This window comes from Rhodococcus sp. IEGM 1354 (assembly GCF_030056855.1).
GTDB lineage: Bacteria > Actinomycetota > Actinomycetes > Mycobacteriales > Mycobacteriaceae > Rhodococcoides.
On record NZ_JASHKT010000006.1, the window covers coordinates 277,964 to 304,329 of the forward strand.

Here is a 26,366-nt window from a genome sequence, read left to right on the forward strand (position 1 = left end):
TCAGTGTGACTGCTCGCGGGGAGCGGGGCCGACGAAACCGGTGAGAAGGGCGTCGGCGATATCGGTCATTCCGTGTGCGCGGGCATCGTCGGAGGCGCCGACGTGGTCGTACTCGACGCGCTCGAAGGAGACCGTCCAGCTGTTTGTGCCGTGATCGTCGAGCACCGCGTACCGGGCGTGTGGAGACCCCGCTTCCATGACATGGGGGTAGGGCTGATCGTCGTCGTACGCGGGCGCGCCGACGCTACCCGGATTCACGACGAGCGTGCCGCTGGGGAGAGTCCACTGGCGCTGCAGATGGGTGTGGCCGCAGGCGATGACAGATCGGTCCGTGAAACCTGCTGCCCTTTCGATGATTTCGACCTCGGTTGCCTCGCGAGAGCCGTGGGGGTCCACCGAGTGCAGGAAGTACTGCTGATCATCGGTGGGTGTTCCGTGTACTGCGAGGATTCCGTTACCCAGCTCGAGCGAGAAAGGAAGCGAACCCAGCCAACGTCGATGCTCGTCGTCGAGTCGATCGTGGGCGTGCCGATCCCAACTGCCCATGGAATCGGGCTCCTGCTCGAGGAGGTAGCGATCGTGATTGCCGGCGATGGTGGGGAAACCCAGTGCCATCAATCGATCCGCTGTTCGACGCGGATGCAGTCCGCCGGAGAGCAGATCGCCGAGGTTCACCACGGAATCGGCGCGTTGCCGTTCGATGTCTTCGAGGACGGCGTCGAGCGCCGCGATGTTGCCGTGAATATCGGCCATGAGAGCTACTCGCACAAGCACAGGATCGCAGCGTGGGCATTCGACTGCAACACGGCAACCCTTCGCGAGCATTGGAGACTTGGCCCTCGAATATCCGCGCTCGATGGGTGATTTCTCCATAGACCGTTGCCCGATGGGTCCATAGTGTGAAACAGGTCACCGTCGTTCGAGGGAAAGCCGAGCCCATGCCTGCAGTCACGACGAAGCCCGAGATCGAAACGAGGGTGGTCAAGAAGGTCGCCCGACGCATCATTCCGTTCCTCGGAGTGGCCTACTTCGTCAACTATCTCGATCGCACCAACATCGGTCTGGCCAAGCTCACGATGAGCGACGAGCTGGGGCTCACCGAGACGATGTTCGGATTGGCGTCCGGGCTGTTCTTCATCGGCTATTTGCTGTTCGAGGTGCCGAGCAACCTGGCCCTGCACAAGTTCGGTGCGCGCCGCTGGATTGCACGCATCATGGTCTCGTGGGGAATCGTGGCCGCCGCCATGGCATTCGTACCCACAGCGGGCTGGCTGTACGGACTCCGCATCGTTCTCGGCATCGCCGAAGCGGGCTTCTTCCCCGGTGTGTTGCTGTACATGACCATGTGGTTCCCGCGGGCTTACCGAGTTCGGCTGATGGGCTTGTTCATGCTGGCTCTGCCGGTCTCCTCGGCGCTGGGTGCGCCTTTGTCGAGCGCGATCATCCAGTACTGGGACGGACTGTTCGGACTCTCCGGCTGGCGCGTGATGTTCTTGTTCGAGGGCCTGCCGGCAATCGTTCTCGGTGTGATCACCTGGTTCTACCTGACCGATCGGCCGTCGCAGGCCGCATGGCTGGACGACGACGAGAAGAATTGGCTGACAGCGGAACTGGAGTCCGAGGGGTCGTCGAAGAGCGCGCACGTCACCGGCTCGGTCAAGCGGGCTCTCACCGACGCACGAGTGTGGATGCTCGGGCTGGTGTACTTCGGGATCACCTACGGCCTGTACTCGCTGAGCTTCTTTCTGCCCAGCATCGTCGCCGGTTTCAAGAAGACGTTCGATACCGACTTCTCTCTCGTGACAACCGGGTTGATCGTCGCGGTTCCGTTCGCCGTGGGTGCCCTTGCCATGGTGTTGTGGAGCAGACATTCGGATCGGACCGGTGAGCGCACCTGGCATGTCGCGATCCCCACGTTGATCGGCGCGGTCTCCATCCCCGTTGCGCTGTATATGGATTCACCGTTCACCACGATGATCGCCGTGACGGTCAATGCAGTCGGAGTGTTCTGCGCGCTGCCGGTGTTCTGGTATCTGCCCAGTGCATTCCTCACCGGGGCAGGTGCGGCCGCGGGCATTGCGATCATCAATTCGGTGGGCAACCTGTCCGGCTTCGGCGCGCCGTACGTGACGGGCTGGCTACTCGACGCAACCGGAAACGCCCGCGCCGGACTGTGGGTCGTCGGCGGCGTCATGATGGTGGCCGTCGGGCTGGTGCTGGCGCTGCACCGTCGCACGGTGGACGACAGCACGAGCAGTGATGTGACAGCACCGGTCTCGCACTGACGACCGAGTGGATCCGGGGCGGCAACTCGTCTCGACGCCGAGCGAATCGTGCTATCGATCCGCGACCCGTCGCCCGTCGACCCGGATCGTGGGGAGCCACGTCGCCAAGGTGCGCCCGAGGGTGGCGACCATGCGGGTTCCGAAGACACACAAGGTGCGTTCCCACGGGTGGCCGAAGGTCCCCTCGGTCAATTCGTCGCGGGCGAAGATGTAGTAGTCGCCGTCCGGGTAGACGGGTACTCGCCACTCGGCGTTCTCGGCCGCGGCGGCGTGCGCTTGGGCATCGAAGCTGTAACAAGGGTGTTGCCAGTCCAGCACCACAAATGTGGGGTCGTCCGCAAATTCGGTGACGAAGCAGCGCAGGGCTTCCGCATTGACTGCGTCGACTCTCGCGGACCATGAGGCCATCGTGCGAACGGAGTGTGCGTCGAGGTCGAATGTCATCGAAGGGGCAGGCTCGGCAATGGCCGGCCACGCATCAGGTTCGGTCCCGGGCCGAAACCCGAACTTGCGGTCGAACAGCGACCAATGCTCCGATGTCACGCTTCGGTCGAGTTCGGTCCACCCGATGGGCAACTTCGAGCCGAAGTTCATGGTCATCTTGGTAGTCATAGGTCTATCGTCCCAGGGGCTGGGAACCAGCGATGTCAGGACGCGAATACTTTGCCCGGGTTCAGGATTCCGTGTGGATCGAGTGCCTTTTTCACAGAGCGGTGCATGTCCAGGACAACGGGGTCCAGCTCTTGCGCCAGTCCGTCCATCTTGAGCAGTCCCACGCCGTGTTCGCCGGTGACGGTTCCTCCGAGTTCCAGTGCAGCGTCGATGATCTCGGCAAAGGCGGCCTGAGCACGCTCGCGGGCCGGGATGTCGTCGTGCGGCGTGATGAGCAGCGGATGCAGGTTTCCGTCGCCCGCATGGGCGATGTTGGCGATGGTCGTTTCGTATCGCAGGCCGATCTGTTCGATACGCGCAAGCATTTCGGGCACATGCTTCTTCGGCACACAGACGTCCTCGGTCAACACCGGTCCCAGTCGTTCCATCGCGGGGTAGGCCAACCTCCGAGCCGAGAACAGGGCGTCGGCCTCCTCCTGATCGGTCGATACCGCAGACCACGTGGCTCCGGCCTCGTCGAAGCACGTCAGCATCTTCTCGGCCTGCTGGTCTCCGATCAGGCCCGGATCGTCGATCCGCCCGAGCAACACCACATTTGCCTCGACGGACAACCCCATGTTCTTCCAGGCGTCGACGGCGATGAGGCACTGCTTGTCGATCAGCTCGAGCGCGGACGGCGTCAATCCGGCGGCGGCCACTGCGGCCACGGCACGTCCGGCGTCAACGATCGAATCGAAGTACCCGGCAACGGTCCGTTGCGGATCCTGCAGCGGACGCAGTTTCAGGGTCACCTCGGTGATGATGCCGAGCGTGCCTTCGGATCCGACCATCAGACCCGCAAGGTCGTAGCCGGCAACGCCTTTCGCGGTCTTACGCCCGAGTCGTACCAATTCTCCGGTACCGGTGACGATCTGCATTCCCATGACGTAGTCGCGGGTGACGCCGTATTTGACGCAGCACAGCCCACCGGCGTTGGTGGCGACGTTTCCGCCGATCGTCGACCACGGTGCACTGGCCGGATCCGGCGGATACCACAGGCCCTGCTCTGCGACGGCTGCTCTGAGGTGATCGTTGACGACTCCGGGTTCGACGACGGCATAGCGCTCGAGTGGGTCGATCTCCTTGATGGTGTCCATCCCGTCGAGCGCGAGCACGACGCAGCCTTCGGTGGCGTTGGCTCCGCCGGACAAACCGGTACCCGCCCCGCGAGTGACGATGGGCGCTCCGTGGGCGAGACAGGCTCGAACGACGGTCTGAACCTCCTCGGCGGTCCGGGGACGCACCACGGCAACGGGCAGAGAATACGGGGCCCACTCCGCCTCGTCGTGCTGGTAGGAGGCGATGACGTCCGGGTCGACCACGATGCGATCGGTGGGCAAGGCCGCGGACAGTTGTTCGACGAGCGTCATGTTCTCGACTCTAGCTGTGAGCTGGGTCTCGGCCAATGTAGGTTCTCTCTATGTCTGCGGAGAAGTCATGGATGGAACTTCTGCTCGACGACGCGTCGATCGATCGTCTCGACGAGCACCGGAAGGCATTTCCGGGTGCCGAGGCGCACGCAGCTCTGCGGCTCCGCGCCCTGCTGGATCAGCGACGTCAACGCAGCACGGAGTTGGCGGCACTCAACGACATCGCCGTGCGACTGACGACGGTGCGCGACAACCGTGCTCTTCTCCAAGAGGTCGTCGATCAGGCACGCAGGCTTCTCGGTGTCGACCTCGCCTACATGGGATCTGTGCAGGGAGACGAGTTCGTCATCGACGTCACCAGCGGAGCCATGACTCCCCGACTCGTCGGCCTCCGGCTCGAACAGGACGCGGGGCTCGTCGGACTCATCGTGCGAAGTGCGTCGCCGTCGTGGACTCCCGATTACCAGAGCGAACCGGCGTTCCAGCACATCACCGGTGCGGACAGCGCGGCCCGCTCGGAGAACATGCGCGGTCTGCTGGGCGTGCCGCTGCGAGTGGGCGATCGAGTGATCGGCGCACTGTTTGCATGCAAGCGCCAGGAACGCGACTTCGCAGACAGTGAGATCGCCCTGCTCTCGGCGCTGGCAGCGCACGCGGCCATCGCCATCGAGAACGTACGGACCATCGACCGGCTCGAGACGCTGAATGCCGAATTATCCGAACGCACAGCCGAACTCGAACAGACACTGCAGTGGGACCGAACGTTGACCCAGGTGGTCCTTCGCGGCGGCGGCGTGCGAACACTGGTTCGCGAGATTGCTGTATTGACCGAGCGTCCGGCGTACTTCGTTCCGGATGCCGCTGCGGTTCCCGCGGCACTGGCCGTCCACTCGGCGGAAGTCGACGAACTGCTACGCATGTGTGGCGACGGCAAGGACACCGTGTCGTTGACGTCGATGACGGCTCATCGGGTGGCAGCAGCCGGTCAATTCCTCGGCGCGCTGATCTCGATCGGACCGGACGATGCCAGGACGCGTCTGCTGCTCGATCGAGCCGCGCCTGCAGTGGCCCTGTCACTCGCCGAGGAGCGGGCCGCCGCCGATTCCGCGCGGCGCGCCCAGGATGCGTTTCTGGTGGACCTGCTCTCGCACCCGGCGTCCACTCCGGACGCCGAACGGCGACAACTCCATTTGGCCGGACTTGCCCCCGACACGTCCTACTGTGTCGCCGTCGCACAGGGTGCGTCGAGAGCGAAACTCGGTCGATTTCCGGCAGGATCTGTTGTCGCGGAGCAAGGTTCGAGCCTGATCGTGGTGGTGCCTGCGCAGGATTCTGCGACGGTCACGCCGATGTTCCTCGGCGGTGCCACCGTCGGAATCTCCGAGCCGGGCATCGGGCCCGAGGCGCTGGCAAAGGGCTACCGGGAAGCGCGGCAGACCGTCGACGTGTTGGTCACCCTCGGCCGCGAGGGGGAAGCCTGCTCGGCGCGTGGGCTGGGAATCTATCGAATTCTGCTCAGCCACTTGGCGCGTGAACATCTCGACGAACTCACGCAGGAAAAGTTGGGTCCGCTGTTGGCCGAGCAGAACAAGCGCGGGGTTCCGCTGATGGAGACACTCTCGACGTATCTGGCGCGTGGACGCCATCATTCGGCAACCGCGTCGGCTCTCGGGGTGCATGTCAACACGCTCTATCAACGACTCGACGCGATCGACCGTCTGATCGGAACGCACTGGCGCGACCCCGACAATGCTCTCGATCTTCAGGTTCTGATGCGACTGCGCAGATCGGCCGACCTGTTGGGTCTGTGATGTCGATCGGCATCCTCGCATCGGCCAGGCGCGCGCCGAGTCGGATAGCGTCGGGTCATGGCAGTCGACTTTTCCTGGTCTCAGTTTCTGTGGATAGTCTTCGTTTTCGTGGGCGTGCCGTCGACCTTCTGGGCGCTCCTTCTGTGGGCTCTGTTCTCGAGACTGCGAGAGGGGCCGGGGAAGGGATCGATGGGGTTATGGGCCACCGGATCGATTGCTGTCGCAGCGGGTTTCGTCGCGTGTGCAGGGTGGCTGAGTTGGTCTGCCGACTACCGGGGCGAGTTCCGTGGGCCGGGTCTCCCGGCCCCGAATGCGTTCCCGTCCTGGCAAGTGGCGGCGTGCGGGGCGACGGTGGTGTTGCTGTGCCTGCTGGCCGCGCATCTGTCGCGATGGGCGAATACCGGCGGACACGTCGCTGCGCTGGGTACGACCGCTGGGTTCTCGACGGCGTTCTGCGTCGACGCGAGCACCGACGTCACGGGGCAGTCAGGTGTGGGCGTCATTCTGTGCATGCTGGGCTGGGGTACCAGCTTGACTCTGCTGATGCTCGTTCGGAACGTGGTCGGTGGGCGAAAGCGGTCGGCAGTCGAGCCGTAAACGACGTCAGATCTCGATTTCGGTCGACTCGCACGACGGCTCTGTCGAGAATCGTGTCCACCGGGCGGCTCGGCAATGACATGCTGCGCCGGCACCCCAGGCAGTCCGGATGTATGCGCGTCGGCCGAGACTGCTCGATGCCATGATGAGTCCATGGCGCACACCACGGTCTCAGACGTCACCCGCGACATCCTCGCCGAACTGCCCGCCCATCGACGCGAGACGTTCGAGCTTCGCCTCGAACAGTGGTTTCCCGATCTGCACGACGCCGTCACGGCGGTCTACCCCGAGCCTGATGCAGTGGCTGCCACGCTCGTGGAGATCGCCGCCCGGGCGTACGCGGAGCGGTCCGAGGATCTGCACAGACTCGATCAGCGTCGACTGCTCGAACCCGATTGGTTTCAGCAGCCGGACATGTTCGGCTACGCCTGCTATGTGGACCGTTACGGCGAGACGCTGCGCGGAGTCGGTGAACGACTGGACCACCTGACCGATCTGGGTGTCACCTACCTGCATCTGATGCCGCTGCTTCGACCGCGGCCGGGCGACAACGACGGCGGCTACGCGGTGATGGACTATCGCGCGGTGCGCGAAGATCTGGGCACCAACGAGGATCTGCGTACACTCGCCGAAACCCTGCGCGGACGTGGTATCAGCATGGTGGTCGACCTGGTCCTCAATCATGTTGCTCGCGAACATGAATGGGCTGTCGAGGCGCGAGCCGGTGATCCCGTGTGCCGCGACTACTTCTTGATCTACCCCGATCGGACGACCCCGGATTCCTACGAGCGCACCCTCCCCGAGGTGTTTCCGGACTTCGCGCCGGGCAGCTTCACGTTCGACGACGAACTCGGCGAATGGGTGTGGACGACGTTCAACGAGTGGCAGTGGGATCTGAACTGGGCCAATCCGGCTGTGTTGCAGGAGTTCGCGAGCATCGTGCTGCACCTGGCCAATCTCGGGGTGGAAGTGCTTCGCCTCGATGCGATCGCATTCCTGTGGAAGCGGCTCGGCACCAATTGCCAGAACCAGCCCGAAGTGCATGCGATCACCCAGGCTCTCCGAGCGACCGCTCGCCTTGCCGCTCCGGCAACGCTCTTCAAGGCCGAGGCAATCGTCGGACCACGCGATCTGTTGCCGTATCTGGGGCAGGGCAGACACACCGGGCGAGTATCGGACATCGCCTATCACAACTCGCTGATGGTGCAGGTCTGGTCGATGTTGGCCACGGGCAGTACGGCTTTGGCGCGTCATGCCCTGGCGTCGTTACCGCCGACGCCACCGAGTGGCACCTGGGTGACCTACGTGCGATGCCACGACGACATCGGCTGGGCCATCGACGACGGCGACGCGGCGTCACTCGGACTGTCGGGTGCAGGCCATCGGCATTTTCTGGCCGACTGGTACTCCGGCGAGTTCGACGGTTCCTGGGCCGAAGGGCTTGTGTTCCAGTACAACCCGGACACCGGGGATCGCCGGATCAGTGGAACCGCAGCCGCGCTCACCGGTCTGGGCCCGGCCCGCCTGGATCCCGACGGCGCGTTCGGACGAATCTTTCTGTCGCACGCCATCATTGCCGGATGGGGCGGCATTCCCGTCGTGTGGAGCGGTGACGAGCTCGGCTCCCCGGGAGACCCGAACTGGGCCGACGAACCGGCTCATGCCGAGGACAACAGGTGGGTGCATCGACCCCGCGTCACCGACGCCGACCGCGCCGGCCGATTTCAGCAGGGGAGCGACGCCCAGCGAGTGTTCGACGGCATCGCTCGTATCGCGAAGGTGCGCTCCGGTCTACCGATGTTGCACGCCGAGGCGCCGGTCGACGTCCAGACCGATTCCGACGACGGTCTGCTCGTGGTGCGCAGACGCCATCCCAGCGGCACCCTGGTGGGGCTTTACAACGTCACTTCTCAGCCCCGCCCGTTCCCCCATACGCAGTTGATCGAGCTCGGCATCCCGGCCCCTGCGGAGGTGCTCTCGCAGCACGACCTGGCCGTCGACGAGAACGGATCGGTATGGCTGCCGCCGTACGCGGCCTGGTGGATCGTCGACAGCCCGTCGCGCTAGAGGACGCATTACCGTGACCGAGCTGTTACCCTCCCCGGGACGGTGGGGCTGGATACGAACAAGGGGACAATCTCGATGCGCGGTCGGTTACGAAGTGCGGTGCTCGCTCTGGTAGCGGTCATGGTCGCCACGATGGCAACGGTGCTGATGGGGACCGGTGTGGCGAAAGCCGACTCCGAGCTGGTCTACGTCTACTCGCCGTCGATGGACAAGAACATCCCGATCAAGGTGCTCCGAGCTGCCGGCGGCGGCCCCGCACCCACGCTGTACCTGCTCGACGGGCTGCGTGCGCCCGAGGACAACAGCGGTTGGCTCATCGAAACAGACGTCGAGAGCTTCTTCGCCGACAAGCACGTCAATGTGGTCATTCCGTTCGGCGGCGGCGGAACCTTCTACTCCGACTGGCAGCGCGACGACCCCAAGCTCGGACGGGTGAAGTGGGAAACGTTCCTGACCCAGGAATTGCCGCCCTTCATGGCCGATCGTTTCGGTAGCGACAACGTCAACAACGCCGTGGCCGGCTTGTCGATGAGCGGCACCTCGGCACTGAACCTGGCCGCGCACCGGCCGGACTTCTACAAGGCGGTGGCGTCGTTCAGTGGCTACCCGACGGCCAGCAGCCCCGGATTCGCTCAGGGCATCTCGGTCGCCGTCGGCGAGATGGGCGGCAACGCGCGCAACATGTGGGGAACCTGGCCCTCCGCGGATTGGATCCGCAACGACCCGTCCCTCAACGTCGGCGCGTTGCGCAACACGGCAGTCTTCGTCTCCTCGGGTAGCGGCTCACCGGCTACGGACCCGGTGTTCAACCCGGCCAGCAGCCGCTTCGACCCCGTCAAGTTCGCGCAGATGGTGCCGCTCGAAACTGCCGCAGGCATGAGCAGCCGAGCATTCGTTCCGTTGTTGCAGGCCGCAGGCGGTCGACCCAACGTCAAGATCACCGGCACCGGCGTGCACTGGTGGAACCACTGGCAGCAGCATCTGCACGAGGCGTGGTTCGAGACCATTGCCCCGGCAGTCGGCGGTTGATCGGCAGCGAGTAATCGATGGTCCGACCCGGGTGAACCTCGTTACGATTCCGACATGAATGCACCCGTCATCGCCGTGGACTACACGGTTCTCGACTGTCCTGATCCGGCAGCGCTCGCCCGGTTCTACAGCACGATCCTCGGCTGGGAACCGGTGCGCGACGACGGAGATTGGGTGGTCGTCCATGGTCCGGGCGAACTGCGGTTGGCCTTCCAGAAGGCTCCCGACTTCACCCCGGTGGACTGGCCGAACGACGGCATCAAGATTCACCTCGATTTCGTCGTCGATGAGATGGAACAGGCCCGCGACTTCGTCGTCGATGCCGGAGCGACGTTGATCGACGATGCGCACAGGTCGTTCTGGGTGTACCGAGACCCGGTCGGTCACATCTTCTGTCTCTGCAAGCGAGACTGATCTGCGTTACGCGACCTGCGCAGCCGGCAGAGCTCGGCCGAGCCGCTGATCCTCTTGCTCACCGAGCCAGCGGGCGAGAACCTGGCATCCGGTGAGGTCGCCTCTATACGGCTCCGACGCGTAGGCGATGTGGCGACCGCCACCCGAGTTGGTCCACACCCATCGTCTCCAGCCGAGCGACGTGGGCAGGTACCCGGCCACCTCGGTGGCTGCGGTGCGGAGGCGTCGAACATCCTTCGCCCACTGGGCCGGTCGTAGGCGAGTTCGAGTCGCGTTCTGAAAGTTGTTGCTGCGCACAAGCAGCCAGAGTTCGCGTAACCAGGTCTTGGGTGTGCGAAAGGACATCCAGCGCGTCAGGTCGGCGATGTCGCGAACGAAGCTGTCGTCGCTGGCATTGCAGATCATGTCCGACGCGAAAGCTATCCAGTGGGTCGGAATCGACTCCGGCAGAGCCGGCCCGGTGCCGGCGACCCCGCGGCCGGTGCAACCGGGCACCGCACCGGCCGGCTGCTGTGGATCCGAAACCAGACCGGCCGCGACGATGCGGCTGCCGTCGACGATTCCGTCGTGAACTAGGCCCAGTACCTCGCGGACGACCGTAGCTCCCTGCGAATATCCGATCAGAGCGAGAGGCCCAGTGGTGTTCTCGATCGCGCGACGCAGGCGACGAACTCCGAGTTCGGTACTGTGCCGGTAGCTCAGTCCGCCGAACGCCACGGGCCCGTACGACGCCGGATAGCCCACCCAGCGGCCGACGAAGCGATCGTCGAGTGCGCCGACGACATCCGACAGGAGACCGGTGACGCGGGTCCGATGGTCGGCCGGTCGCGATTCGCCGGTGCCGCCGACCGCGAGTACGGTTACCTGCTCCTGGTTCATGGTTACCGAGTGTGGTCGACGAACCTGAGCCGAACGCCCGACAAATGCTGAGAACTGTCTGGCAGTGACGCGTTCAGCTCAGCGCGGCACGTACGTCGTCGAGGCCATCGCGCAGAAGTTTCTCGTAGCGATCAGGATCCGGTAGGGCCGCTCGGTTGGACGTCACGCTGATCGTGACGGTGTCTCCGATTCCGTGCACGCCGTGCGTGAGGCTCATGGCAGGGGAGAGGGCGGGGAACCCTGCCGTGAACCGAACGGGCCCGCCGCCGAGCGTGAGGTCTGCTGCACCGCGCGAGACACTGGATACGACCGTGTTGCCCGTGACGGTCGGCGGCACCGCAGTCGGATCGAACTGTGCGACGCCCCACGAAGCCAGGAATGCCGGGACGTGGCGTTCTGTCTCCTCCTGAGATGCGCGGGCTGTCAACGACATCGGGTGACCTGCTCGCGCTCTGCGCTCGGCCAGGTCTGCGGCCACGAGTCGGCTGCGAGTCCGTAGGTCCGGTTCGGCGGGAAACAGGCCGACGCCGACGTTGCCGAAGTTGTTGCGTGCGCCCACTGCAGCCCTCCGTGCGACGGTGACCTCGGCGGCGAAATCGGCCGAAGCATCGTCCGAATCGCCGAGAAACCGTTGGAGTGCAACGGAAATGGCGGTCAGCGCAGTGACGGTGATCGAGGTGTCGGCGAACTGGAGAGCCGACTTGGGTAGCACGATCGTTCGCAGATCCGTCCGGTCCGTAGGCGCAACGTCGAGAGTCGTCAATGTGCGAGAACGGGCAGGAGGAGGGACGGACCCGGATGCGGTGTGTTCCTCCAATCGCAGTGCGTCGCGTCGCGCTCGGATGCCGGCGCGAGCCATGCGCACTACCCGGACAGGCAGAGTCAGAGCGGCGAGGGCGGCGGTCAGGGGTGCCGGTGGCGCAGTCGGTGTAACCGGCCGGGAGGGCACGGGTTGTGCACCGAACAGCTCGCGAGCAGTTCGTGCGGCCAGTGTTCCGTCCGCCGCTGCGTGCGACAGTTGCAGAACGGCAACAAGACTCGCCCCGTCACACGCAGGAGCTCCCGACACGTTCGGATACAGTTGCAGATGCCAGACCGTGTGTCGCGGGTCGACCTGACGCTCGAACGACGACGCGACGGCGTCGAGGCATTCCTGCCACGTGCGGGGTTTGGGGTGAACGGTGATCGTGTCCGTGTCGGGGTCCGTCGCAGTCCAGTGCGGACGCTCGAGACCGAACGGTACCTCTGTGATTCGTGAATTCAGCACCTCGATACCCGCACTGCGAACGCGCAGCCGCCGCACCGTGGACTCCAGAGGTTCGCGCGCTCCCTCGAAGCAGTACAGCAGAAACTGGTCACTGGGAACCTTCGACGCCATCCAGTACGCGTGCGCATCGACCGGGTGCAGACGTGCAGAGCCCGACAACAGGGATTCGGCGAACGCGCAGTGCACACCAGAAGCTTAAGGCGTGCATCTCCGATCCACTGTCTCGAAACAGACCGGTTTCGTTCTGTGAGCTGTCACGACGTTCGGCCCAGGACTTTTGCATCGGCCTCGGCGTTTTCTGCGTGAATCGACGCTAGCCTGATCCAATGCACAACCGCGCCCCGATATCACGACGCCCGCGCCGCGGGCGGGTGTCGTGACACCGCGGGTCGCGTCGGGATACCGAGCAGGGCTTCGCTTTTCGACCAACGCGGCAGCTTCGGCCGACTACGCCACCGACATCTCCTACACCGAATACGGGTCGTCGGCCTGCACCCTCGGAACAGCCGCGGACAACACCGTATTTCTCGCCCCGGCATACACCGTCGACGGCGTCGGAGTTCTGCAGTCCTCCGATTTCGGGCAATCCTGGCGAGCATCGGTGCCGGACGACACCGTGAACAATGGCCGTCGAGCGCACATGTACTTCGACGATGCCGACGACCGGCTGTTTCTCACCGCCGGTCGCGTCGACTCGACACCGACGCGCATGTTTCGATCGGGCTTCGACCTCGGAATCAGCGACGACCGAGGCCGAACGTGGCGCTTCCGGAGAGTGGCATCCAAGGCCAGGACAGGTGCCAAGGTATTCGCCGGACCGCGGGTGTCCGAACCGGACGCGTCGTCTCCGTCATCTGCTCGCGTGACGTACCTGTCCGCTCCCACGCCGTTCGCCCTCCGCGTGCGACCTCTGATCAACGCCACTCGCCAGGTGATCTGGCGTTCGTACGACGGCGGGACCAAATGGGAAGTAGCCGGCGGGTTCGACATCGACCCGAAAAACATTCCGGGACTGCCCAGTACGGACTACGTCGCCTTCGGCACCGGCGTCGTCGGCCCGGACGGCACGGTCTACATCGGCGGCCGATACGGCCGTCGTTTCGCGGTGGCGGTCAGCCGCGACGAGGGTCTGACCTGGGATGTGCGCATAGTCCCCGGATCGGCGCTCGCCAAATATCACAACCCGTTGCACCTTCTCCTGCTCGCTTCCCGATACCTACTGCCGGAGTCGGTCGCCGTCGACTGCGACGGCACCCTGTACGCCCTGTGGCCGGACCGGGACGGATTGCTGCACGCCTCGTGGTCTTCCGACGGCGCGAACAGCTGGTCGAGACCCGTCGTGGTGTCCGCTCCGGGAGTGCGAGGTGCGCGATTCGGTGCGATTACCGCCACTGGATCGGGGCGAGTCGGAATTTCGTACTACGGCCGTGAAGCCGGCCGCGCGTTCCACGGCTTCATCGCGCAGAGTCGTGATTTCCGCACGGCCGGTCCGGTTTTCGTCGGAGGGAAGTACAACGAACCCGATGCCCCATTGTTTCCGTACGGGTTCCGTCGAGGCTTCCCCGGCTCCGTTTTCGGGCGATCTCTCGACGAGATGGTGCGGGTCCAGTTCGCTCCCAACGGAGATCTCGTGACCGGAGCGGTCATGCACATGCGAGGGCGGAACCGCTTGCGTCCCTGGGCCGCACGCGCGCAGCGCACCGAGATGCAGGCGGTTCTGGGTCGGCTCGGCCGCATCGATCGCTCCTGAGGCAGCGAAAAGCCGTGCAGCGCAAAGCTGCACGGCTTTTCGATCGTTCGATTCGTCCTGCGTCAGGCGACGTTGACCAGGCCAACCGTCGGGAAGAAGAAGCAACTCTTGTCCGAGCCGTCGATTGCCTTGTGGTTCACGGTGCCGAACACCGCTGCCAGAACGGTTCCCGATCCGGTCTGCACGGGGACAGCGCGCGCACCGGCAGCGGGCAACGCATTGAGTGCGTTGACCACGAGGGGCCGGGCCATGTCCTTGAACTCCGCTGGAATTCCGGAGTTGTCGAGGATCGACTGGGCCATGGTGGTGACCAGGCCGCCGAAGTCGGCGAAGCCGCCCTGCAAGGTGTTGACGTTGAACCAGGCCACCTGCATGCCGGACTTGTCGGCCGAGTCGTTGACGATGCCGGCCGGAACGAACGCGAACATCGTCTCGCCCTTGTTCACCGCGTTGAGTTCCGGAACAGGGATCGAGGGCAGGCCGGGCAGAGTGGCGATCGGCGGCACGGTCAGCCTGGGCCACGGTCCGCCGGCACCACCGGCGACGCCCGGCACGATTCCGAGCGGCGCGCCCGGTGTGGCGGCGCAGTTGATCGCAGCGGTCGGGTAGAAGAACGGCGTGATGCCGAAGTCGGTGAGAGCCTTGTTGGCCGCGTCGAGGGCAGCGAAGGGGTCTGCGGAGGTGTTCTCGGCGACCGGGGTGCGCGAGTCGGCGATGGCATTCGCTGCGGCGAGCGAGGCACCGTCTTGCCCCTGCAATGCGGCGATCGCCCGGGCGAGCGGATCGGCGGGAGCCGGATCTGCTGCCGCAGTGGCGGGAACGGCGAGCAATGCCGCGCAGGAGAGCGCGAGCGCGCCCGCCAGACGGCTGAGGCGACGAGACATGTGTGACTCCTGTGACTTATGTGGCTGATGTTGCGGGTGCGCTGATATCACCACACATCATCTTGACGTCACAAGCTCAGCTGTAGACCGTTGTGCAATCGAGACGGACTCGCGCACCCTGGATCAGCCGACGTCGATGCCGAAATCGCGCACGATGCCCTCCAGGCCGGACGCGTAGCCCTGACCGATTGCGCGAAACTTCCACTCGGCACCGCGGCGGTACAACTCGCCGAAGACCATCGCAGTCTCGGTCGACGCGTCCTCGCTCAGATCGAAGCGCGCGAGTTCGCGGCCGTCGGACTTGTCGACCACGCGGATGAAGGCGTTGACGACCTGGCCGAAGTTCTGTCCCAGCGCGTCCGCGTTGTGAATCGACACCGGGAATGCAACGGAGTCCACCTCGGGTGTCAGCGCTGCAAGGTCCACGTCGATGCTCTCGTCGTCGCCTTCGCCCTCGCCGGTGCGGTTGTCTCCGGTGTGCTCGATCGCGCCGTCGGGGGAGCGCAGGTTGTTGTAGAAGACGAAATAGTTGTCGCTCAGCGCCTTCTTGTCGGTACCGAGGCCGATCGCGCTCGCGTCGAGGTCGAAGTCTCCGCCGGTGGTGGAGCGAACGTCCCAGCCCAGTCCGACGGTGACCGCGGTCAAGTTCGGTGCTTCCTTCGTCAGCGAGACATTTCCGCCCTTGGCGAGTGTTACGCCCATGTCCAACCACTCCTTCGCGCTGTCGTTCGTGCTTCGTCCTCCCCACCCTATTCATGACTGCGGGCGCGGTGCTCGAGTTGCATGTGTGAACGACGAGCCGCGCGGGTGGGGTGTGAGCAGTGGGGCTGGCGGTGCACATGTGTTTGTGATGGGATACGACAAAACATCGGAAAGTAGCAGTGACGGCGCGTTTCGTTACGTAGGCGCGCCGTGGCAATCGAACGTCATGGGAGATTTTGTGCAGGTTTCGCGACGTGAACTGTTCAAGTACGCCGCGGCCGGCTCCGCAGCCGCCGTCGGCCTGGCCGCGTTGGGTTCGGCCACCGCTCATGCCGACGCGGGGCTGGGAACGCTCGTCGATTACGCAGGAGGGGTGCCGTCGGCGTCGGCCATCAAGAGCGCAGGCCATCTCGGAGCTGTCCGCTACGTGTCGGATCGGCGTCCCGACGCGACCTGGATGGTCGGCAAGCCGATGACCGCGTCGGAGGCGCAGTCCCTCACCGAGGCCGGCCTGGAGGTGGTTTCCAACTACCAGTTCGGTAAGGGTGCCACCGCGGATTGGCGAGGCGGGTACGTTGCGGGCGTCAAGCATGCGAAACGTGGACTCGAGCTCCATCTGGCGGCCGGTGGCCCATCCGATCGGCCGATCTACGCATCGATCGACGACAACCCGACAGCCGTCGAGTTCGCCACCCTCATCGCGCCGTACATCCTGGGGTGGCAGTCGGTGATCGGAGCGGAGAACACCGGTATCTACGCGAATTCTCCGACCATCGAATTGGCATCCGTCGCAGGGCTGGGCCAGTGGTATTGGCAGCACAATTGGGGGACCCCCAAGGGGTTCGTGCATCCCGAGGCGCACATTCACCAGATTCGTATCGACAAGGACACGGTGGGTGGAGTGAAAGTGGATATCAACAATGTCTTGAAGTCCGATTACGGCCAGTGGTCGAAATCCGGTGCCGACATCGTCTGAATAACATCCGTGTAATTCGGCGTCTTTTCTCCGGCCGATAAGCACGAAAACAATTCGCCCCCGGCTTCGATGAAGCCGGGGGCGAATTGCTGTGGTCTGGTGAGCTACGGAACGTAGACCGTGCCGATCGTCGGCAGGAAGTTGCAGCTGCGCGGCGGCGCGGCGGCGTCTTCCTTGGACTGAGTGGTGATCGAGCCGGACACCACGGACAGCACGCGACCGGGGCCGGTGTCGGCGATGGCCGACAACGTCGCGGGGCCGTCGGCGTTGATCTTGGCTGCGCCGGTCAGGTCCTGCGTTCCCGATCGACGGTTGTCGATGTTGAGCCACGTCACGGTGAGCGGAGCAGACTGCTGCGCGGCGAGAGGCGCGGTACCGAGGGCGGTGAACACGAAACCGGCCTGACCTGCGGCCGGTCCGGGAGGCGGCAACGTGGCCGGTCCGGGAACGGCCAAGGCGGTTCCGACGGAATCTGCGGTGTCGGAGATGCAGCCTTTGCCCAGGGTCGGGTACAGGAACTGTGCAATGACGGGGCCGTCGGCGGGCAGCTCGGGCCCGCCGCCGCCGGATCCGTCCAGGAAGGTGATGACCGATTCCAGCAGCGACTTGACCTGGTCCGGAAGCTGCGCGGTTTCGAGGAGGGCCCGGGCCTGGCCGAGGAGATCTGCTGCGGGTGCGGTCCCGACATCGGCCGGACCTGCAGCTGCTCCGACGATGGCAGGCGCGAAGGACGCCAGTGCCTCGATGTCGGAGAGGTTGGGCAGGGGTTCACCGGGAGCAGGCAGGAACTGGGCGATCAGCGCTGCGGGATCGGCCGGAGCGGCCGGCAGATCTGCCGGAGCCATGGGCACCAGAGGCTGAGCGGATGCGCTGGTCGGCACAACGAGTGCGGCGGCTGCGGCCACAGCCAGAGCTGTGAAGACGCGACGCGTTCCGCGAGTACGAAGCACGGTGATATTCCCCATTCTGATCATGACGCAGGTCCACGGCGACAGCCGGTGCCCGAGGGGTCACTCTATGTAGAGCGATCCCGGATGTACAGCCGTAGTAGGTCCAGTCCTCCCCGGCTGAACTCCATCGAGGATTCTATGGGCCACGCTCTGCGAATTCTCCGCAGAATCGAACAATAGCGTGTTACTCGAGTGACCAGTGTGAAAGGTGATGTAAATGTTACGAGCGGATCGGCACGGTTAGGGTAGGTATCGACCGCCCTATAAGCTCGGCTGTCGATAAACGGCATCGATACCGAACGGAACCACACGCACCGTGAACCGACTTGTTCGGCTGGCCCCCGTTCTGCTGGCAGTTTCGGTGATCAGCCGATGGGTCTGGGCCTTCGCGACGCCCAACGGAATGAACCTCGTCGATCTGCACGTCTACGTCGACGGATCCGCGGCCCTCCTCGGGGGCAATCTGTACGACTACACGTATTCGATACAGACCCCGGACTTCCCGCTCCCCTTCACCTACCCGCCGTTCGCTGCGCTGGTGTTCTTCCCGCTGCACTACCTGCCCTTCACGGTGGTCGGCGTCGCGTGGCAGGCCGCCACCATGGCCGCATTGTTCGCGGTGGTGCGGCTGGCACTGTCGATGGTTCTGGGCGACGAGCGCGCGGCCGAACCTCGGTGGGTACGCATCGCGATGCTATGGACCGCGCTGGGGCTGTGGTCCGAACCCGTACGGACAACTCTCGATTACGGCCAGGTGAACGTTTTCCTGGTGCTGCTGGCGCTACTCGCTGTACGAAGCTCGCGGTGGTGGGTCGCCGGCGGCCTCGTCGGCTTCGCGGCGGGCATCAAGCTGACCCCGGCCATCACGGGTCTGTACTTCCTGGCTACGCGCAGGTGGAAGGCCGCAGCATTCTCGGCGGTGGCATTCGCGCTCACGGTCGCTGTCAGCTTCGCGGCGCTGGGGCATCAGGCGGCGACGTACTTCACTACTCTGCTCGGCGATGCGAAGCGCATCGGCCCCGTCGGCTCGGTCTGGAATCAGTCTCTGCGCGGAGCCCTGAGCCGGATCGTGGGCGAGGACGTCGGCCAGGGACCGCTGTGGATCGCCGCCGCGGTGATCGCCGCGGTTCTCGCTGTGCTGGCATGGCGAGCACTCGATCGCCGCGACTACCTGGGAACCCTGGTCATCGTCCAACTCCTGGGTCTGTTGGTGTCGCCCATCTCGTGGTCGCACCACTGGATCTGGGTGATTCCGATGGTGATCTGGCTGCTGCACGGGCCGTTGCGCGATATCGCCGGAGCCAAGCTCGTCGCCGGCTACTGGCTGGTGACGGTCACGGTAGGGGTGCCCTGGTTGCTGAGCTTCTTCCAGGAAACGATCTGGACCATTCCTCGCCCCGGCCTCGAGGCCTGGGCCGGTGCCGTCGACGTGATCGGTTCTGCTCTGTTCCTCGGCTGGGTTATTTACGCCGGACGCGTCATCCGGCAACGATCGCATCGATCCGACGCGCCAGATTCACATCCTTCTGTGTGAGACCGCCGGCAGAGTGTGTGGACAGCGTGAACGTCAGCGTCCGCCACCTGATGTCGATGTCGGGGTGATGGTCCGCCTCCTCCGCGGCGTCGGCCACGCGGTTCACCACCTCGATCGCGGCGGGAAACGACGTCAGTTCGACGGTGCGAGTCATAGATTTCTCCGCGACCGTCCAGTGGGTGAGCTCTGCGTCCTCGATGTCGCGGTCGGTCAGCAATTCGGTCATAGAAAGATGGTGGCATGTCCGGTACCCCCACCGCTGTCGTTGTCGCAGCCGCGTTGATCGAGAACGGTCGCCTGTTGCTCGCGCAACGAACTCGTCCACCGGAGCTGGCCGGCCGCTGGGAACTGCCCGGCGGCAAGGTCGAGCCGGGGGAGTCCGAGGATGCCGCGCTGGCGCGTGAGCTGCGCGAGGAACTGGGGGTCGAGTGTTCGATCGGTGCCGCACTCAGCGGAGACGTCGACCTGGCCGGCGGACTCGTCTTGCGGGCCTACCGAGCGTCGATAGTCTCGGGAACCGCTGCGCCGCTGGAGCATTCGGCTCTTCGGTGGGTCGATGCCGCGACGCTGCCGACGGTGGATCTGGTCGATGCGGACCGACTCTGGCTGCCGGACCTGCAGGAAATTCTGCTCACTTCGCCCGAGCGGTCTTCAGACCTTTCTTGAGGTCTTTCTTGGTCGCGCCCGCGGACTCCAGCTTCTTCATTCGCATGATCACGACGGGGCATTTGATGCAACGAACCTTCTTGCGGCAGCATTTTTTCTTGGGCTTCATCCCCGAGACATCTGCGGCCTTTATCTTGCCCATGAGCACCAAGACTAATGGGTGGCGCAGGTCACAGACCTGAGGGTGGCGCGGGGCACGGTAGAACTACGGGTAAACTCGATCAGTCGCGAGAACCTCGCGGTGCAGCGCGCTTCTCTAGCGACATAAGCCCGCTAGCGAACAAGAGCCCGCATTCGACTCCAGGAGAATTTTTCGCGTGAGCGCCCCAAGCAGTGCAGACAACATCGACAGCACCACTACCTTTCGCAACGTCGCCATCGTTGCACACGTCGACCATGGCAAGACCACCCTGGTCGACGCCATGCTTCGGCAGTCCGGCGCGTTCGAGGAACGTGCCGAAGCGATCGACCGCGTCATGGACTCGGGTGACCTCGAAAAAGAAAAAGGCATCACGATCCTGGCCAAGAACACGGCCGTTCACAAGCGCAATGCCGACGGCACCATCACCGTCATCAACGTGATCGACACCCCCGGCCACGCCGACTTCGGCGGAGAGGTCGAGCGCGGCCTGTCCATGGTCGACGGCGTCGTCCTTCTCGTCGACGCATCCGAGGGCCCGCTTCCGCAGACCCGCTTCGTGCTCCGCAAGGCGCTCGCCGCCTCGCTGCCGGTGATCCTGGTCGTGAACAAGACCGACCGTCCCGACGCGCGCATCGAAGAGGTCGTCTCGGAGAGCCACGATCTGCTGCTCGACCTCGCGTCCGATCTCGACGACGAAGCGTCCGAGGCAGCCGAGCTCGCCCTCGACCTCCCCGTTCTCTACGCCTCCGGCCGTGAAGGCAAGGCCTCGAAGGTCCAGCCCCAGAACGGACACGCCCCCGACGCCGAGAACCTCGACGAGCTGTTCGAGGTTCTGCTCAGCTACGTCCCCGCGCCCAAGGGCAACGTCGACGCGCCGCTGCAGGCACACGTCACCAACCTCGACGCGTCGGCCTTCCTCGGCCGCCTCGCCCTGGTTCGTATCCACAACGGCCAGCTCTCCAAGGGCCAGACCGTCAGCTGGATGCGTGAGGTCGACGGCGAACCCGTCGTCCAGAAGGCCAAGATCACCGAGTTGCTCAACACCATCGGCGTCGAGCGCGTTCCCGGCGAGAAGGGTGTCGCAGGAGACATCGTCGCCGTCGCAGGCTTCCCGGACATCATGATCGGCGACACCCTCGCCGACCTGGAGAACCCGGTCGCACTGCCCCGCATCACCGTCGACCAGCCGGCCATCTCGGTCACCATCGGTACCAATACGAGCCCGCTCGTCGGACGCGTCAGCGGCCACAAGCTCACCTCGCGCATGGTCAAGAGCCGCCTCGACCAGGAGCTCATCGGTAACGTCTCGCTGAAGGTCCTCGACATCGGTCGCCCCGATGCCTGGGAGGTACAGGGCCGTGGAGAGCTCGCGCTCGCCATCCTCGTCGAGCAGATGCGTCGTGAAGGCTTCGAGCTCACCGTCGGCAAGCCTCAGGTGGTCACCCAGCAGGTCGACGGCAAGCTGCACGAGCCCTTCGAAGAGCTCATGGTCGACACACCGGAGGAGTACCTCGGTGCCGTCACTCAGCTGCTCGCTGCACGCAAGGGCAAGATGGTCCAGATGACGAACCACGGCGCAGGCTGGGTTCGCATGGAATTCATCGTTCCCTCGCGTGGCCTGATCGGCTTCCGTACCGAGTTCCTCACGGACACTCGCGGCACCGGCATCGCCAACGCCGTCTTCCACGGTTATGCGCCGTGGGCCGGCGAGATTCGCGCCCGCCACACCGGCTCGCTCGTCTCGGACCGTCACGGCACCGTGACCCCGTTCGCGATGATCCAGCTGGCCGACCGCGGCACGTTCTTCGTCGAGCCGGGCGCAGACACGTACGAGGGCATGGTCGTGGGCATCAACCCGCGTCAGGAAGACCTCGACATCAACGTCACCCGCGAGAAGAAGCTGACCAACATGCGTCAGTCCTCCGCCGACGTCATGGAGACCCTGGCCAAGCCGAAGAAGCTGGACCTGGAAATGGCCATGGAGTTCTGTGCAGGCGACGAGTGCGTCGAGGTGACCCCCGAGGTCGTCCGCGTCCGCAAGGTGCACCTCGATTCAAACGAGCGCGCCCGTGAGCGTTCACGCAGCAAGACGCGCGACAAGGCTGCTCTGTAAGACAGATCCTGTACGGCAGAAGCGACGTGTCACCATCGTGGGACGTCGCTTCTGCCGTACCTGTAGCCGATCACGAAGGAGATCCTCGTTGCGTAACGTACTGATGCCGGTGGTTCTGGCCTCCGCCACTGCTCTGGTACTCACCGCATGCACCGCGGATCCACCGCCACCGATCGAGAGCGTCGAAACTCCGGTCACCACGACGACCGTGCCGTCGAAGACCGGCGACCCCGTTGTCGTGGCGATCGACGACGTGGGCATCGGGTTCAACCCACACCTGCTGGCCGACCAGTCGCCCGCCACCGCCGCGGTCAGTTCGCTCGTGCTGCCCAGCCCGTTCCGTCCCACCCTGAACCCCGACACCGGTGTGACCACGTGGGAGCCGGACCTGTCGCTGTTGATCTCCGCCGAAGTGACGTCGCAGTCTCCGTTCACCATCCGGTACCAACTCCGCAACGAGGCCCAGTGGTCCGACAGCGCACCGATCGCGGCCGAGGACTTCCGGTACCTCTGGCAGCAGATGATCACGCAGCCGGGCGTCGTCGATCCGGCCGGCTACGCACTGATCAGCGATGTTGCCTCTTCGGGCGGCGGCAAGACCGTCGACGTCACCCTCGAGTCGCCGTATCCGGCGTGGCAGCGATTGTTCACCGACCTCGTACCTTCGCACCTGCTCAAGGACTCGCCCGGCGGCTTCGAGGGCGGCCTCACCGACAATGTGCCGGTCTCCGGTTCGCGGTTCAACATCAAGACCGTCGATCAGGGCCGGGACGAGATTCTGCTGGAACGCAACGATCGCTTCTGGGACGAACCCGCCTCGCCCGATCAGATCCTGATTCGGCGCGGAGGCACCCCAGCACAGTTGGCCGACTCGTTGCGGTCGAGTGATGCGCAGATCGCACAGGTTCGCGGTGGGTCTGCGACGCGCGCGCAACTCTCGGCAATACCCGGGGTCCGCACCGACACCATCCACCAATCGCGAGTGTTGTCGATGACCGTGAACGGCCGGGCACCGAATATGTCGGAGTCGCTTGTGCGGCAGGGGATCATGGGTCTGCTGGACCCCAACCTGCTGGCCACGGTCGGGGCCGGCGGAGGGGCGACGGATCGCCGAGCAGCAGCGCAGTTGTCGTCGCCGTCGGACCCCGGTTACACCGCGACCGCACCCGCCCCGATCGGCAGAACCGCGGCCCTGGACCTGCTTCGCCGTGCCGGCTTCGTTCCGACACCCGACGCGATCGTGACCTCGACGCCGAGGGCCAGCGCCCCCACGACCCCTGCTGCTGCGCCGACCACCACCCTGCCGACCACGAGTGCGCCGGCTCCCGGAGCTGCCCGACTCGCAGACGCACGCGGTACCGCGCTGCGATTCGTCATCGGTGCCGTCGAGAACGACGACATTGCACTGGCCGTGGCCGGCACCGCCGCCGACGAGCTCGTCAGTGCGGGTATCGACGCAACCGTCACTCCACTGCCCGCGGACGAGTTGTACTCGACGGCGCTGACCGACGGCAGCGTCGACGCCGTGGTCGGGTGGACCAGCGCGGGCGTGGACCCGGCGACGGCCCTGGCCTCGCGCTTCGGGTGTGTTGTCGAGCCGGCTCCGGGGAGCAGCGACAGAGCGGAGGCCCCGCGCAATCTTTCCGGTCTGTGTGTTCCGGAATTGCAGCCTACGATCGACCGCGCCCTGATAACCGGCGTCGACGCGACGGTCGTGGCCGAGGAGATCGAGCCCAAGCTGTGGTCTCTGGCGTCGACGCTGCCGATCATGCAGGACCAGTCCGTCGTGGCTGCGGTTCCGGGTATCACCGGCGTCTCGTTGACCGGACCGGTGGAGGTCGGCATCTTCGCCGATGCCGCGAAGTGGATCCGGACGGTCCGATGAATACCATCCGCGCACCTCGGGTGATCGTCTTCGACGTGAACTGCCCGACCGAGGGACCGAAGCAAAAGACGACAGAGCGAGTAGCGAGCGACGAGGCATGACGGAACAGGCCATGACGGCGAGCGCGACGACGGAACAAGCTGCGACAGAACAAGCAATGACGCAGCCGCAAAGGTTGCTGCTGGTCCATGCGCACCCGGACGATGAGAGCATCACCACCGGCGGGACCATCGCCCATTACGTGCGCGCGGGCGTCGACGTCACCGTGCTCACGTGCTCGCTCGGTGAAGAGGGTGAAGTGATCGGCGATACGTGGGCCGATCTCGTGGTCGACCGAGCCGACCAACTCGGTGGTTACCGGATTCTGGAACTGCATCGCGCGCTCGCGGCGTTGGGCTGTAACCCGCCCCGCTTTCTGGGTGGTGCCGGCCGCTGGCGAGATTCCGGAATGGCCGGAACCCCGGCTGCTCTCAAACCGCGTGCATTCGTCAACGCCGACCGGCAGGAGGCGCTCGGGGCGCTCGTGTCGGTGATCCGCGAACTCCGGCCTCAGGTCGTCGTCGGTTACGACCCCGAGGGCGGCTACGGCCACCCCGATCATCAGCAGGTCCACTCTCTGGTGACCGAGGCGGTCGAGGTCTGCGGAACGGACGCCCATCCCACGGCCGGAGTTCCGTGGGAGGTAGCGAAGTTCTACTGGACCGTCACCGGCCACGATCAACTGCACGCGGGACTACGGGCGATCGCGGATATCCCCGAGGGGTGGCGCATGCCCCTGGACGGCGAGTTGCCGAGTGTGGCAGAGGACATGATCACCACCAGCATCGACGTCCGCGGTGTGCTCGACGCGAAGACCGACGCGTTGCGTGCACACGCCACTCAGGTGACGGTTGCGCCCTCGGGTGCCGAGTACGCACTCTCCAACGACATCGTTCAGCCGATCCTGCTCGACGAGCAGTACGTGCTTGTGCGTGGCGTGCTGGGCTCCGACGGGGCGGGCAGGGAGAACGATCTTTTTGCGGGCGTACTAGGCTGTGTTCCGAATCACTGATCTCACCACAGCAGGGGCGGAACACACATGTACAACTGGGTAGTGCAGGACGCAATCGTCGCGTTCGTCGATTCTCTCAAGCCGCAGTTCGGCGCACAGGCAGATCTGTACCAGTACGTACTGGGTCAGATCGCCATGGGTGCAAGCAACTTGCTCACCTCGCTGGGCTATCCGCCGGTTTCCTGAGTGCCGGTGCCCGGTTTTTCGAATGCGATGTACTGAAACGACCCGGGCCAAGGCAGTATTGGGCGCATGATCTCGAAGGCCGCATCCAATACTGTCGCCCTGGTGTCCTGGGCGACGGTCGCAGTACTGGTGTTCGACGGCTTCCTGTCCGGAATCCTGTCGGTCTTCTTTCTTCCGACCTATGTGGGGTCGGTGCAATTTCCCATCAGCGCGTTGCTCGGGGGCATCGCGAACGTGGCTCTGGTTCTGGCCGCGCGTAAAGTCGCCGAACGGCCGATCTGGGTGGCGTCGCCGCTGATCGGATGGTTCGCCGCAGTAGTGCTGTGCATGTTCGGCGGCCCCGGCAACGATGTTCTGCTGCTGGCCGACTGGCGCACGATGCTGCTCATCGTGGCTGGTGCCGGGCCGGCCGGTGTGCTGCTGTTCATGTTCCGAATGAAGGCCATCACAGCAAGCGTGCGTGCCGACCCGCATTCCGGAGCACGTCCTCGATCATCGTCGGAGTCAGCAGTCCGGTGAAGGTGTTTCGCTGACTGACGTGGTAGCTGGCGAACACGGTGATCGAGCCCAGATCGAGCTGCACGCCGTGCCCGAATTTCGGTGCAGGCCTTGGTATTTCCCACCCGTTCGCGGCAAGAATCGGTAGCAGCGACTGCCACCCGAACGCCCCGAGTACGAGGATCGACTTCAGTCGCGGACGCAGGAGCCGCAATTCGTCGTCGAGCCAGGGGCGGCATCGATCACGCTCGGCGGGAGTCGGCTTGTTCTGCGGCGGAGCGCAGTGCACCGGGGCCGCGATACGAACTCCGTTGAGCGTCAGTCCGTCGCCGATGTGCGTCGCGGTCGGTTGGCTGGCGAGCCCGACGGCATGCATGGCTCGGTACAGCACGTCTCCGCTACGGTCCCCGGTGAACATACGACCGGTGCGGTTGCCGCCGTGCGCGGCCGGAGCGAGCCCGACTATCAACATCGACGCGTCGGCCGGTCCGAAACTGGGAACGGCCCGCCCCCAATACGTTTCGTTCGCGAACGCGGCGCGCTTCTCGGCAGCGACCTGTTCGCGCCACTGCACCAGCCGTGGACAGGCGCGACACTGGGACACCGCCAGGTCGAGTTGCGCAATGGTCTGCGGGCGCTCCTTCGTCATCGGCTCCTTC

Annotated in this window: 25 protein-coding genes; 15 read left to right on the forward strand and 10 right to left on the reverse strand. The window is 64.9% G+C overall.

Features of this window, described 5'->3' with window-relative positions; translation table 11 throughout:
- Positions 1-753 (reverse strand): metallophosphoesterase family protein, encoded by a 753-nt coding sequence (locus tag QM588_RS15625; RefSeq protein WP_283314573.1) that lies wholly within the window; start codon positions 751-753, stop codon positions 1-3.
- 185 nt (positions 754-938) lie between these two features.
- Here QM588_RS15625 and QM588_RS15630 point away from each other — a divergent pair, with 185 nt between their 5' ends.
- A complete protein-coding gene (locus tag QM588_RS15630) occupies positions 939-2,285 on the forward strand; it encodes an MFS transporter (protein WP_283314576.1) in 1,347 nt (448 codons plus the stop codon).
- Between the two features lie 51 nt (positions 2,286-2,336).
- On the opposite strand, the gene QM588_RS15635 is transcribed toward QM588_RS15630, so the two are convergent.
- Positions 2,337-2,897, reverse strand: coding sequence for a DUF2716 domain-containing protein (locus QM588_RS15635; RefSeq protein WP_283314577.1), 561 nt, complete (start codon positions 2,895-2,897; stop codon positions 2,337-2,339).
- Positions 2,898-2,932: 35 nt separating this feature from the next.
- Complete coding sequence (locus QM588_RS15640) at positions 2,933-4,306, reverse strand: FAD-binding oxidoreductase (RefSeq protein ID WP_283314578.1); 1,374 nt, start codon at positions 4,304-4,306, stop codon at positions 2,933-2,935.
- A gap of 71 nt (positions 4,307-4,377) precedes the next feature.
- On the opposite strand from QM588_RS15640, the gene QM588_RS15645 reads away from it, so the two are divergent.
- The 5 genes from QM588_RS15645 (at position 4,378) to QM588_RS15665 (ending at position 10,224) form a co-directional block, all read left to right on the forward strand.
- Positions 4,378-6,117: a helix-turn-helix domain-containing protein gene (locus QM588_RS15645; protein WP_283314833.1), complete on the forward strand. Its 1,740-nt coding sequence runs from the start codon at positions 4,378-4,380 to the stop codon at positions 6,115-6,117.
- Positions 6,118-6,174: 57 nt separating this feature from the next.
- On the forward strand, positions 6,175-6,714 hold the full coding sequence (locus tag QM588_RS15650) for a hypothetical protein (RefSeq protein ID WP_283314581.1): 540 nt from the start codon (positions 6,175-6,177) through the stop codon (positions 6,712-6,714).
- Between the two features lie 153 nt (positions 6,715-6,867).
- A complete protein-coding gene (locus tag QM588_RS15655; RefSeq protein ID WP_283314583.1) occupies positions 6,868-8,781 on the forward strand; it encodes an alpha-amylase family protein in 1,914 nt (637 codons plus the stop codon).
- A 75-nt stretch (positions 8,782-8,856) separates the two neighbouring features.
- Positions 8,857-9,810 (forward strand): alpha/beta hydrolase, encoded by a 954-nt coding sequence (locus QM588_RS15660; RefSeq protein WP_442972932.1) that lies wholly within the window; start codon positions 8,857-8,859, stop codon positions 9,808-9,810.
- 54 nt (positions 9,811-9,864) lie between these two features.
- On the forward strand, positions 9,865-10,224 hold the full coding sequence (locus QM588_RS15665; protein WP_283314584.1) for a VOC family protein: 360 nt from the start codon (positions 9,865-9,867) through the stop codon (positions 10,222-10,224).
- Between the two features lie 6 nt (positions 10,225-10,230).
- Here the strand turns inward: QM588_RS15665 and QM588_RS15670 are convergent, their stop codons facing one another.
- Together QM588_RS15670 and QM588_RS15675 are read right to left on the reverse strand one after the other, a co-directional pair.
- The gene (locus QM588_RS15670; RefSeq protein ID WP_283314587.1) at positions 10,231-11,103 is read right to left on the reverse strand and encodes a PE-PPE domain-containing protein; all 873 of its coding nucleotides are present in this window, start codon (positions 11,101-11,103) and stop codon (positions 10,231-10,233) included.
- A 73-nt stretch (positions 11,104-11,176) separates the two neighbouring features.
- Positions 11,177-12,556 carry a wax ester/triacylglycerol synthase domain-containing protein gene (locus QM588_RS15675; protein WP_283314589.1) on the reverse strand — a complete coding sequence of 460 codons (1,380 nt, stop codon included), beginning with the start codon at positions 12,554-12,556 and terminating at the stop codon, positions 11,177-11,179.
- A 190-nt stretch (positions 12,557-12,746) separates the two neighbouring features.
- On the opposite strand from QM588_RS15675, the gene QM588_RS15680 reads away from it, so the two are divergent.
- Positions 12,747-14,120: a sialidase family protein gene (locus QM588_RS15680; RefSeq protein ID WP_283314591.1), complete on the forward strand. Its 1,374-nt coding sequence runs from the start codon at positions 12,747-12,749 to the stop codon at positions 14,118-14,120.
- A 62-nt stretch (positions 14,121-14,182) separates the two neighbouring features.
- Here the strand turns inward: QM588_RS15680 and QM588_RS15685 are convergent, their stop codons facing one another.
- A complete protein-coding gene (locus QM588_RS15685) occupies positions 14,183-15,004 on the reverse strand; it encodes a hypothetical protein (RefSeq protein ID WP_283314593.1) in 822 nt (273 codons plus the stop codon).
- A gap of 123 nt (positions 15,005-15,127) precedes the next feature.
- Positions 15,128-15,706 (reverse strand): TerD family protein, encoded by a 579-nt coding sequence (locus tag QM588_RS15690; RefSeq protein WP_283314597.1) that lies wholly within the window; start codon positions 15,704-15,706, stop codon positions 15,128-15,130.
- 226 nt (positions 15,707-15,932) lie between these two features.
- On the opposite strand from QM588_RS15690, the gene QM588_RS15695 reads away from it, so the two are divergent.
- On the forward strand, positions 15,933-16,682 hold the full coding sequence (locus tag QM588_RS15695) for a DUF1906 domain-containing protein (RefSeq protein ID WP_032365350.1): 750 nt from the start codon (positions 15,933-15,935) through the stop codon (positions 16,680-16,682).
- Positions 16,683-16,786: 104 nt separating this feature from the next.
- On the opposite strand, the gene QM588_RS15700 is transcribed toward QM588_RS15695, so the two are convergent.
- Entirely contained in the window at positions 16,787-17,647 is an 861-nt protein-coding gene (locus QM588_RS15700; protein WP_283314837.1) for an Rv1157c family protein, read from the reverse strand.
- 301 nt (positions 17,648-17,948) lie between these two features.
- Here QM588_RS15700 and QM588_RS15705 point away from each other — a divergent pair, with 301 nt between their 5' ends.
- Positions 17,949-19,166: a mannosyltransferase gene (locus QM588_RS15705; protein WP_283314600.1), complete on the forward strand. Its 1,218-nt coding sequence runs from the start codon at positions 17,949-17,951 to the stop codon at positions 19,164-19,166.
- Here QM588_RS15705 and QM588_RS15710 read toward each other — a convergent pair.
- Positions 19,111-19,392, reverse strand: a complete 282-nt coding sequence (locus tag QM588_RS15710; RefSeq protein ID WP_283314603.1) for a 4a-hydroxytetrahydrobiopterin dehydratase — start codon at positions 19,390-19,392, stop codon at positions 19,111-19,113. The two genes, QM588_RS15705 and QM588_RS15710, sit on opposite strands and share 56 nt — an antisense overlap.
- A gap of 14 nt (positions 19,393-19,406) precedes the next feature.
- Between QM588_RS15710 and QM588_RS15715 the strand changes: the two genes are divergently transcribed.
- From QM588_RS15715 to QM588_RS15740, 6 genes are all read left to right on the forward strand, one after another.
- Positions 19,407-19,832 carry a (deoxy)nucleoside triphosphate pyrophosphohydrolase gene (locus QM588_RS15715; RefSeq protein WP_283314606.1) on the forward strand — a complete coding sequence of 142 codons (426 nt, stop codon included), beginning with the start codon at positions 19,407-19,409 and terminating at the stop codon, positions 19,830-19,832.
- A 317-nt stretch (positions 19,833-20,149) separates the two neighbouring features.
- A complete protein-coding gene (gene typA, locus QM588_RS15720; RefSeq protein WP_032365354.1) occupies positions 20,150-22,087 on the forward strand; it encodes a translational GTPase TypA in 1,938 nt (645 codons plus the stop codon).
- A 103-nt stretch (positions 22,088-22,190) separates the two neighbouring features.
- On the forward strand, positions 22,191-23,972 hold the full coding sequence (locus QM588_RS15725) for an ABC transporter family substrate-binding protein (RefSeq protein ID WP_283314840.1): 1,782 nt from the start codon (positions 22,191-22,193) through the stop codon (positions 23,970-23,972).
- Positions 23,973-24,129: 157 nt separating this feature from the next.
- Complete coding sequence (mshB, locus tag QM588_RS15730; protein ID WP_283314608.1) at positions 24,130-25,023, forward strand: N-acetyl-1-D-myo-inositol-2-amino-2-deoxy-alpha-D-glucopyranoside deacetylase; 894 nt, start codon at positions 24,130-24,132, stop codon at positions 25,021-25,023.
- A 27-nt stretch (positions 25,024-25,050) separates the two neighbouring features.
- Positions 25,051-25,209, forward strand: a complete 159-nt coding sequence (locus QM588_RS15735; protein WP_008714214.1) for a hypothetical protein — start codon at positions 25,051-25,053, stop codon at positions 25,207-25,209.
- A 66-nt stretch (positions 25,210-25,275) separates the two neighbouring features.
- Positions 25,276-25,728: a hypothetical protein gene (locus tag QM588_RS15740; RefSeq protein WP_283314610.1), complete on the forward strand. Its 453-nt coding sequence runs from the start codon at positions 25,276-25,278 to the stop codon at positions 25,726-25,728.
- Here the strand turns inward: QM588_RS15740 and QM588_RS15745 are convergent.
- Positions 25,655-26,356, reverse strand: a complete 702-nt coding sequence (locus QM588_RS15745) for a uracil-DNA glycosylase (RefSeq protein ID WP_283314612.1) — start codon at positions 26,354-26,356, stop codon at positions 25,655-25,657. The two genes, QM588_RS15740 and QM588_RS15745, sit on opposite strands and share 74 nt — an antisense overlap.
- Between the last annotated feature and the right edge of the window lie 10 nt (positions 26,357-26,366).